We start from the raw sequence: 10,001 nt of genomic DNA on the forward strand, positions 1-10,001 counted from the left end.
GTTAGATATTCACTTCACGCTCAATGCTTCCGCCATAGTCATTTATTGCGCTATATTTTATTTTCCCACCAGAGGCGGTATTACTAAGATCCTTTATCTTAAAGGAAGCACTGCTACCTGGTGCTATAGCACTGGTATCAATGCTATATTTTTTATTGTTATTTAAATATGTAGCATCACTGAATGACACATAATATTGAGAGCTATTTTTTACTTCTGCATATACTCCCTGCGCATCTTTTCTTAATGACCATTGTAATTTCGTGGCTGCTTCTTCAGGAGTACCTTGTAAACCATCAGGACGATAGAACATTTTTATCCGTGTACGGAAAGCAAGTTGGACAATATTCTCACCATCTGTATTTTTAGCTTTAGGCGGTACTTCCAGTACGTTAAACCAAAAGAGACTTTCTTTATCCTTCGGTAACTCAGCCCCAAGAGAAGTAATCCTGATTGTCTGCCCTTTATTTGGATCAATACGTGAAACTGGTGGGGTGACTAAAAAAGGAAGCTTTAACTCCTGCGGATTCACAGAATCACGCCCATCATCCAGCCATGACTGGACAAGCAAAGGCTTTTGCCCACGATTATCGAGTTTAACCGAAACATCTTTCGCAGATTGCTGATAGATAATCCGGGTACCCGAAATAACAATATCGGCATAACAGTTAGAAGCCACAAACCAAGCGCTCAAGAAGACGACTAAAGAATATACTCTCTTGTAATTAATGAAGCTCATAATGATATACCGGTAAAATAAATAATAATAAACCTGCCTTAATGGCAGGTTTAATAAATAACACTTTAGAATAAAATTTTATTCATAAGCCATCGTGAAAGTAACGTTGGTATTGACTTTACCTGGCACAACGGGATTGCTGGCTACGTTCCAGTCAGCACTGGGTACATAAGCGGCACGATAAGCAAATACACCTCTACCAGCATCCAGGGTGACCACCTGAGAAACATCAGTTGGGTCACCAATCTTAACCTGAGTGACATTACCTGAAGCGTTATTAAACAGCGCCACACTCACGTTTTGAGCAGCGCCAGAAACAGTGGAATCAGGCTTCAGAGTACCATTTGATAGCTCAGCAAATTGCTGTGAAGAGAATGAAATTGTTGCTTTAGTCAAAGACTCTTCACATTCGTTTAGCATCAGTTCAAATTCCTTCGAACCCACACCACCCGCAACAAGAGTTGAGCCTTCTACAGCCGCTTTAGTGACTACCGGCATTGAAATAGTTACGTTACTAGCATCAATTCCGTTGTTGGTCGTAATTTTACAAGTGGTACCTGTAACTGCACCATCGAGAGTAATCAGACCAAGATCTGTTGCATGGGCAGAAAATACCCCCATTGCCAATAGCAACGCAGAAACTTTAAATTTCATATAAACATCCCTTTAATTTAAAATTAATTATCTATTAATAATTCCAGTGACATAGGCATGAACTAATAAGCGCAATATGCGTTAAATACATTTAACACAAGCGATCATTAGATATTTTATTGAAAATCTGCAAATGCCAGTAGAAAGATGGAGTATGTAGTCAAGGGAGGGTATACACAACACCTCATTATTGAAATAATATATTAAGTAATCGTTAATACACCATCCAGAGCACAACAAGATGAATAGCAGGTGTCGGGTAATAAAGTTTTATTTTTAATGAAAAATAAAAAGCCTGCATTTTTTCATGCAAGCTTTTATGAGGCAGAGTTTATTTAGAGAATATGAGAATTTACTTAACAGTAAATCCTAACATCATGCCAGTATCTTCATGTTCCAGCAGATGGCAGTGCGCCATATAGGCATGTTCCTGAGAGGCGGCATGTTCAAAACGTACTAATACTTCACTACGCCCGCCTTCGACACGAACCGTATCTTTCCAGCCCTGACGATGTGGAGCAACGGGCTGACCGTTTTCACTCAGGATGCGGAACTGCGTACCATGAATGTGGAACGGATGCAGCATCATGTCGCCTTCACCAGAAATCGTCCATTTCTCGAATTTGCCTTTCTCGGCGGCAAACGCTGGGGTGTTCATATCAAATGCTTTGCCGTTAATCTTGTTGGCATTATGGAAGTCGAATCCTGAACCCTGTTTTCCGTGATTCATGCCACCATGGTTCATCATTCCATCCTTCATATGGCTCATGTTGCCCATATTACCCATATCGCCGTGTCCGGACATGCTCATGCCCGCCATTGCCTGCGGACCATATTTTTCCATCAACGCCTGCATACCCATCATGTCCAGCATCGGGTCCATCATCAGCTGTAACCAACGCTCGGTAATACCTTCAATTTTCGGCAACGGCGGAACATCTGCTAGCTTGTCTGGCATTTCGCCAGAAGCCGCAATAATTAAAGGCTGGATGTGCACTATCGGCTGCGGTTTATCGAACGGGGCAATCGTCATGCCCATTTGTTTAACAGGCAGCGTGACAATATCAAACGCTTTGCCGTCGCGAGTATCGATCAGTACTTCGAAACGCTCGCCCATCAGCATAGAAAGTTCGGTGACTTTCACAGGCTCCGCTAATAAGCCGCCGTCGCTAGCAATCACGTAAAGCGGACGGTTATCACTAGCGGCAATATTGAGCGAACGCGCGTTACAGCCGTTCAACAGGCGTAAACGCAACCAGCCACGCGGGTTAGCATGTTGTGGGTACATCGCGCCATTACACAATAATGTATCGCCAAACCAGCCAACTGCGGCACTCATCACGTCCAATTGATAGTCGATTTGCCCGTCAGCAGCGAAACGCTTGTCCTGAATGATCAGCGGCACGTCGTCGATGCCCCACTGTTTCGGTAAACGCAACGCACGGCTTTCGGCATCGTCGATTAACACCAGCCCCGCCAACCCCATCGCCACTTGATGGCCGGTTTTGCCATGCTGATGAGGATGGAACCAACATGTTGCAGCGCGTTGTTGCGGAGTAAATTTCACAGTGCGCTTGCCACCTGCGGCAATCACTCCTTGCGGCCCACCGTCGACATCGCCAGGCACTTCTAATCCATGCCAGTGCAGCGTGGTTTCTTCTGCGAGGTTATTATTAATCTCAACAGTGACTTCTTCGCCCTCACTTAACTGCAATGCTGGCCCCAACAAGTTACCGTTATAACCCCAGGTGGTAGCAGTTTTTCCGTTGAAAGTACTTTTACCCGCTTGCACTGTTAAACGGATGCTATTCTTTGCATCAGGGGCGAGAATTTGCGGGATCGGTAATACGGGTCTGTCAGCCGCCAGCGCAGCTTTACTCCAGAGCGGCAGTGCACTGAATGCACTGATGGCTGCAGAATATTTCAGAAAATCACGGCGATGCATATTCAATTCCTTTCTATTAGCAGGCTTGGGATTGAGCATAAACCTTACCCCAAGGGTAAGGTCAAATTTAAAGCGATGAATAATTCTCGTCGTGCCTCAATTAACTGTGTTAACGTTTCGTATCTAATAAAAAGTGGTAGAAGTGATGAAGATGGGTGTTAGGGCATTAATGCTGGGGTTATTGCTGGCTTTTTCCACCAGCAGTCAGGCACTTAGCGAGTCTGAAGCAGAAGATATGGCCGATCTTACTGCGGTATTTGTGTTCCTGAAAAATGATTGTGGCTACCAAAACCTGCCTAATGGACAAATTCGTCGCGCATTGGTCTTTTTTGCCCAGCAAAACCAGTGGGATTTGAGTAATTACGATACCTTCAATATGAAAGCATTGGGGGAAGATAGTTATCGCGATCTCAGTGGTATCGCCATTCCGACAGCAAACAAATGCAAATCCCTTGCCCGGGATTCATTGAGCTTGCTCGCCTACGTGAAGTAACCCGCCCTTCTCATTCTGGCTACTTTGAATCGAGTGCTCCCAAAAGTCGTTCAGCAAACTTTTGGGACACCGTATTGAAAAACAGGTTTAGCGCTTGTGAGAGATAAATTCCCGATAAGCGTTAACCACCTGCATAAAGTCCTCAACACCGCAAAAAGACAAACTTTCTTCGTCGTAGTAGTTCATCCCGTCTTCCATTTCGTCACCAGTAATTTCCAGCTGATTGGCCCGGATAATCACCTCTTCACCGTCGAGCCACAACGTGTATTCGTGCCCGGTGCGTTGCCACTGACGCTCACTGCCTTTAACTGAGTTTGCTGCCTCTTCGACTTCATCGAGCAGGGCGAGATTATCTTTTACTTCTTCATTAAACCAATGACCCACCACTTCGTGACCCATCGACATACGCACTTTCACCAACCCGGTGACATCACGCAAAAATTCATATTCCATGGTGTTTTCCTCTACCCAGCTTGGGGAAATGCAGTACCCCTTAGCGTATAAGGTAATTATCGCAGCAAAACCGGCGAAAAACAGCGTGGTGGGCGCGCGTGAAGGAAATAAAAAGGGAGGCCTAAGCCTCCCCTGTCGCAGAATGGGTAAATGTTATACCGCAGTCTGGAAAATCACGCCGTCTGCTTTCTCGGTGTACTGAGAAAGTTTGTCGAAGTTCAGGTAACGGTAGGTATCCACAGCGGTCTTATCGACTTGTGCCATGAAGGTCTGGTACTCGTCAGGCGTTGGCAGTTTGCCCAGCAGTGAAGCCACTGCGGCCAGTTCTGCTGAAGCCAGGAATACATTCGCACCGGTGCCCAAACGGTTCGGGAAGTTACGGGTCGATGTTGAAACCACGGTTGAACCGTCCGCCACACGCGCCTGGTTACCCATGCACAGTGAACAGCCAGGGATTTCAATACGCGCACCGCTCTTACCAAACACGCTGTAGTAGCCTTCCTCAGTTAACTGAGCGGCATCCATACGCGTTGGTGGCGCAACCCACAGGCGAGTTGGCAACTGGCCTTTGTGGCTATCCAGCAGTTTACCTGCCGCACGGAAGTGGCCAATGTTGGTCATGCAAGAACCGATGAATACTTCATCGATTTTCTCGCCAGCCACATCAGACAGCAGACGTGCATCGTCAGGATCGTTTGGCGCACAAAGAATTGGCTCTTTGATATCGTTCAGATCGATTTCGATGATCTCTGCGTATTCCGCATCAGCATCGGCTTCGAGCAACTGAGGATCTGCCAGCCATTTTTCCATGCCCTGGATACGGCGCTCAAGCGTACGACGATCGCCGTAACCTTCGGCGATCATCCACTTCAGCAGCACGATGTTTGAGCTCAGATACTCTTCGATCGGCTCGCGATCAAGCTTGATGGTACAGCCCGCAGCAGAACGCTCTGCGGAAGCATCGGTCAGCTCAAACGCTTGTTCAACTTTAAGCGTAGGCAGGCCTTCGATTTCCAGGATGCGACCAGAGAAGATGTTTTTCTTACCTTTCTTCTCAACGGTCAGCAGACCTTGTTTAATCGCATACAGCGGGATCGCGTGAACCAGGTCGCGCAGAGTGATACCCGGCTGCATTTTGCCTTTGAAGCGCACCAGTACCGACTCAGGCATATCGAGTGGCATCACGCCGGTTGCCGCAGCAAACGCCACCAGACCAGAACCTGCCGGGAAGGAAATCCCGATTGGGAAACGAGTATGGGAGTCACCGCCAGTCCCGACGGTATCAGGCAGCAGCATACGGTTCAGCCAGGAGTGGATAACACCATCGCCAGGACGCAGCGACACACCACCGCGGTTCATGATGAAGTCCGGCAGCGTGTGGTGAGTGTTCACATCCACAGGCTTAGGATAAGCGGCAGTGTGGCAGAAGGACTGCATCACCAAATCAGCCGAGAAGCCCAGGCATGCGAGGTCTTTGAGTTCATCACGGGTCATTGGACCGGTGGTGTCCTGAGAACCTACAGAAGTCATTTTTGGTTCGCAGTACTGATTCGGGCGAATACCTTCCACGCCACAAGCACGGCCAACCATTTTCTGCGCCAGCGAGAAGCCGCGATTGCTGGCGACAACATCTTTCGCCTGCACGAACACTTCGCTGCGTGGCAGATCCAACGCTTCACGTGCTTTGGTCGTCAGACCGCGACCGATGATCAACGGAATACGTCCACCAGCACGAACTTCGTCCAGCAGCACGTCAGTTTTCAGCTCGAAATTAGCGATAACATCGTTGGTTTCGTGGTTACGCACTTCGCCTTTGTATGGATAGATGTCGATAACATCGCCCATGTTCAGGTCGTTGACGTCAACTTCGATTGGCAGCGCACCCGCATCTTCCATAGTGTTGAAGAAAATTGGCGCGATTTTGCCACCCAGTACCACACCACCGCCGCGCTTGTTCGGCACGTTCGGGATGTCGTCGCCCATAAACCACAGCACGGAGTTGGTTGCAGATTTACGTGAAGAACCCGTGCCGACAACGTCGCCCACATAGGCCAGCGGGAAACCTTTTTTGTTTAACGCTTCGATCTGTTTGATCGGGCCAACGCTACCAGGTTGATCCGGCTCGATACCTTCACGGGCGTTTTTCAGCATCGCTAACGCGTGCAGAGGGATATCCGGGCGTGACCAGGCATCAGGTGCCGGTGACAGGTCATCGGTGTTGGTTTCACCAGTGACTTTAAATACGGTAACGGTGATTTTCTCAGCCAGTTTAGGGCGAGACAAGAACCACTCGGCATCAGCCCAGGATTTCAGTACTTGTTGTGCGTGGGTGTTACCGGCTTTTGCTTTCTCTTCTACATCGTAGAAGTTATCAAACATCAGCAGCGTGTGGGACAGCGCTTTGGCTGCAATCGCGGCCAGCTTTTCGTTATCCAGCGCGACAATCAGCGGATGAATGTTGTAGCCACCTTGCATGGTGCCAAGCAGTTCTACAGCTTTTTCAGGAGAGATTAGCGGGGAAGTGGCTTCGCCTTTAGTCAGGGCAGCCAGAAAACCAGCTTTAACATAGGCGGCTTCATCAACGCCTGGCGGAACACGATTAGTAATAAGATCTAAAAGGAATTCTTCTTCACCCGCTGGCGGGGTTTTCAGCAGCTCGACCAGTGCGGCCATTTGGGATGCTTCTAAAGGTTTTGGAACAATCCCATCTGCAGCACGTTCGGCTACGTGCTTACGGTATTCTTCTAGCACGACGGTTCTCCTCGCTCTCATTGTCATTTCGGTTCCGGCTATTCTCTTCACGCTCCTGTGAGACAGCAGTTTGTAGGGTAAATGCCCGGTACCGCGACGGGCAGCATAGCAGGATTTTCAGGGGGTGTTAATCCGTTTACAAAAAAGCAACATTAAATACTTGCTGAATCGTTAAGGGCAAAATATTACTTTTCGATATGACCTTCGGGCACAAAAAAACCGCCTTTGGATACCTGTTTTGTACAGAATTTGTATAGCCAGAAATAATATTTCACGGTTTCGTACTACATTTACGGCAAGAATCACCGTTTAAGACAAAAATTAAACTATCAGCTCCATATACTCACCCAGACACAGCCGCCTCCCGGCATAGCTCTCTAATTCACGGGTATCCTTCTGAATACCAGGAGAAGTTAAATGAAGTTGCCATTCAAGCCTCATATTTTTGCCCTTGTAGGGAGTGCTGTCATTTTAGCGGCATCCGGCATGCTATTTGTGAAAAGCCAATCCACGGAGGCGGCATCATCTCCGCCAGCTCCGGTTGCACAACCTGCAACGCCTGCTCCTGTGGCGGCACCCGCAGCACCCGTAGCAGGGGCGACAGCACCGCTAACCAATGCACCTACATTTACTACTGCCCAAATCGACCAATGGGTTGCGCCTGTTGCGCTATTCCCTGACCCGCTTCTATCGCAAGTGCTAATGGCGTCAACCTATCCGGCGAACGTCGTTCAGGCGGTGCAATGGTCCCATGACAACCCGAAGCTACAAGGTGATGCCGCCGTTCAGGCTGTCTCAAATCAACCCTGGGATCCGAGTGTAAAATCTCTGGTCGCTTTCCCGCAATTAACAGCGCTGATGGGTGAAAATCCGCAATGGGTGCAAAATCTGGGTGATGCGTTCCTCGCACAACCTAAAGATGTCATGGATTCCGTGCAGAAATTGCGTTTGATGGCGGAACAGACGGGTACTCTGAAAACCACTCCGCAACAAACGGTGACCACTACCCCTGTTACGGTAAACCAAAATACGACGGTTCAAGAGCCATCCACTACCAGCGCAGCTCCGGCTCAGGTTATAAAAATCGAACCCACTAACCCGGAGGTCGTTTATGTTCCTACTTACAACCCAACGACCGCGTACGGTACCTGGCCAAATACCGCTTATCCGCCTGTCTATCTTCCACCTCCCGAAGATCAGTTCGGTGACAACTTTGTTGATGGGCTCGGATTTGGCCTTGGTATCGTGACCACTGCGGCTTTATTTGGCAGCATCGACTGGGATGATGACGATTACGATGGTTATCATGGTGGTGGTGGTGGCTATAACCGTAATGGGGACAACAACATTAATATTGACGTTGACCGTTACAACCGCGTTTCCGGGCAGCAACTGGCCAAGGGCAGCAATGTGCGCTTCCAGCATAACCCAGCCTACAGGGATGGGGTTGGCTATCAGTCCAACGCAGTATCTCAACGATATAACCGGACTAATACTGCAGGTGGGCTGAGCGCAACGCCTAATGCCGCAACAGTCAACCGTGATGCCCAGCGGCAAGCGGCCAGGACGCAAATGCAGCAGACTCAACGGAAAGACGCAGGCACAGCAGCACAGCGCACTACCCGCGACGCTCAGCGTCAGGCATCTTCCCAACAAGTGAACAAAATTGCTCAGCGCAATAATTATCGGGGTTACGACAGCCCTAACACTGACGCACGCCGTAACGCCGCGAAGACTCAGGCCAACCGTTCAACGAATCAACAAACACAGCGTCGTCAGGAAGCAGCCAGAACCCAGACGCGAGAAACCCAGAATCGGGCCACGACCAATACCAGGCCACGTCAGCAACAAACGAGGTCTGCATTAAGCGGTAACGACAGCCGTTCCCCTTCCTGGCAGGCGCAGAACCAGCGTGGCCAGCAAAGTCTTAACCGCTCATCAGCTAACCGTGAGCAACGGAGCCCTTCCAGAGAACGTAGTTCTGGGCATCGTGAAGTTAATCGCCGTTAAAAGGAGGCATCATGAAAAATCGTATGAAGTTATGTGCATTAGTAATGCTTATGCTGCCTGCCTTTGTTCAGGCACAGCAGTTGTTCACCACACCTGAACTGGCAGCCACCTCATTTGCCGACGCTGTCATTAGTCAGGATGAAGCCGCACTGACCAAGGTGCTGGGTGATAACTGGCGGCAGTATCTTCCCGATGACAAAGCCGATCCTGAAGCTGTGGCTCGTTTTGTTCGTGACTGGAAAGTGAGCCATAACATCGAGCAGAAAGGTGAAACTGCGCATCTGAATGTTGGGCATGAAAACTGGCAATTGCCTATCCCGATAGTAAAAACCGATGCGGGCTGGCACTTCGATATGCAGCAGGCGGCGGATGAAATTCTCACGCGCACTATTGGCCTTAACGAGCTTTCCGCAATTCAGGCGATAGACGCCTATGTCGCGGCACAGGAAGATTATTATCAGCTCAATCAGCAATATGCCCAGAAATTTGTCAGCAGCGAAGGTAAGAAGGATGGATTGTACTGGCCACTCACACCGGGTGAATCTCCCAGCCCTCTCGGCCCAAGTTTCAGTCCTGAGCATCCTGGCATGGGCTATCACGGATATCACTTCCGCATTCTTACAGCTCAAGGGGCAGACGCTGCGGGTGGTGAGAAAAACTATATTTCAGACGGGAAAATGGCAGCTGGCTTTGCGTTAATTGCCTGGCCTGTGGAGTATGGGGAAACCGGTATCACCACCTTTATGGTCGATAACCAGGGGGTGATTTATCAGAAGGATCTCGGTGAGCAAACGGCTGAAAAAGTGAAAGAGATAAAACAGTTCAACCCGGATAAAAGCTGGGAAGAAGACCAATAGTAACTGACTAGTCCTGCTATAGGTTGACACTTTTCGGCCTTACAACGCCCGATGAACTTCATCGGGCGTTTTGTATTTTAGCGACAGATGTGGCCGCCG

General features: G+C 49.0%; 8 protein-coding genes. 3 read left to right on the forward strand and 5 right to left on the reverse strand.

All coding sequences use genetic code 11. The features are described 5' to 3' along the window. Window position 1: 1 nt before the first annotated feature. From EC843_RS23225 to cueO, 3 genes are all read right to left on the reverse strand, one after another. Window positions 2-739 carry a fimbrial chaperone gene (locus tag EC843_RS23225; protein ID WP_064539864.1) on the reverse strand — a complete coding sequence of 246 codons (738 nt, stop codon included), beginning with the start codon at window positions 737-739 and terminating at the stop codon, window positions 2-4. 78 nt (window positions 740-817) lie between these two features. Next, window positions 818-1,393: a hypothetical protein gene (locus EC843_RS23230; RefSeq protein WP_064539866.1), complete on the reverse strand. Its 576-nt coding sequence runs from the start codon at window positions 1,391-1,393 to the stop codon at window positions 818-820. 352 nt (window positions 1,394-1,745) lie between these two features. Further along, a complete protein-coding gene (gene cueO, locus EC843_RS23235) occupies window positions 1,746-3,338 on the reverse strand; it encodes a multicopper oxidase CueO (RefSeq protein ID WP_133523127.1) in 1,593 nt (530 codons plus the stop codon). A gap of 145 nt (window positions 3,339-3,483) precedes the next feature. Here cueO and EC843_RS23240 point away from each other — a divergent pair, with 145 nt between their 5' ends. Then, window positions 3,484-3,831 (forward strand): YacC family pilotin-like protein, encoded by a 348-nt coding sequence (locus EC843_RS23240; protein WP_064539870.1) that lies wholly within the window; start codon window positions 3,484-3,486, stop codon window positions 3,829-3,831. 87 nt (window positions 3,832-3,918) lie between these two features. Here the strand turns inward: EC843_RS23240 and yacL are convergent, their stop codons facing one another. Together yacL and acnB are read right to left on the reverse strand one after the other, a co-directional pair. Further along, a complete protein-coding gene (gene yacL, locus EC843_RS23245; RefSeq protein WP_133523128.1) occupies window positions 3,919-4,284 on the reverse strand; it encodes a protein YacL in 366 nt (121 codons plus the stop codon). 153 nt (window positions 4,285-4,437) lie between these two features. Next, window positions 4,438-7,035: a bifunctional aconitate hydratase 2/2-methylisocitrate dehydratase gene (gene acnB / locus EC843_RS23250; RefSeq protein WP_133523129.1), complete on the reverse strand. Its 2,598-nt coding sequence runs from the start codon at window positions 7,033-7,035 to the stop codon at window positions 4,438-4,440. Between the two features lie 417 nt (window positions 7,036-7,452). On the opposite strand from acnB, the gene EC843_RS23255 reads away from it, so the two are divergent. Next, window positions 7,453-9,045 carry a DUF3300 domain-containing protein gene (locus EC843_RS23255; protein WP_064539876.1) on the forward strand — a complete coding sequence of 531 codons (1,593 nt, stop codon included), beginning with the start codon at window positions 7,453-7,455 and terminating at the stop codon, window positions 9,043-9,045. Window positions 9,046-9,056: 11 nt separating this feature from the next. Continuing rightward, window positions 9,057-9,902 (forward strand): DUF2950 domain-containing protein, encoded by an 846-nt coding sequence (locus EC843_RS23260; protein WP_121814294.1) that lies wholly within the window; start codon window positions 9,057-9,059, stop codon window positions 9,900-9,902. Window positions 9,903-10,001: the final 99 nt, after the last annotated feature.

The organism is Buttiauxella sp. JUb87, assembly GCF_004361975.1.
Taxonomy (GTDB): domain Bacteria; phylum Pseudomonadota; class Gammaproteobacteria; order Enterobacterales; family Enterobacteriaceae; genus Buttiauxella; species Buttiauxella ferragutiae.

What these genes read in the sequence shown, in the direction of transcription:
- EC843_RS23225 (WP_064539864.1), bottom strand. Translation starts at nt 739, where the DNA reads ATGAGCTTCATTAATTACAAGAGAGTATATTCTTTAGTCGTCTTCTTG.
- EC843_RS23230 (WP_064539866.1), bottom strand. Translation starts at nt 1,393, where the DNA reads ATGAAATTTAAAGTTTCTGCGTTGCTATTGGCAATGGGGGTATTTTCT.
- cueO (WP_133523127.1), bottom strand. Translation starts at nt 3,338, where the DNA reads ATGCATCGCCGTGATTTTCTGAAATATTCTGCAGCCATCAGTGCATTC.
- EC843_RS23240 (WP_064539870.1), top strand. Translation starts at nt 3,484, where the DNA reads ATGAAGATGGGTGTTAGGGCATTAATGCTGGGGTTATTGCTGGCTTTT.
- yacL (WP_133523128.1), bottom strand. Translation starts at nt 4,284, where the DNA reads ATGGAATATGAATTTTTGCGTGATGTCACCGGGTTGGTGAAAGTGCGT.
- EC843_RS23255 (WP_064539876.1), top strand. Translation starts at nt 7,453, where the DNA reads ATGAAGTTGCCATTCAAGCCTCATATTTTTGCCCTTGTAGGGAGTGCT.
- EC843_RS23260 (WP_121814294.1), top strand. Translation starts at nt 9,057, where the DNA reads ATGAAAAATCGTATGAAGTTATGTGCATTAGTAATGCTTATGCTGCCT.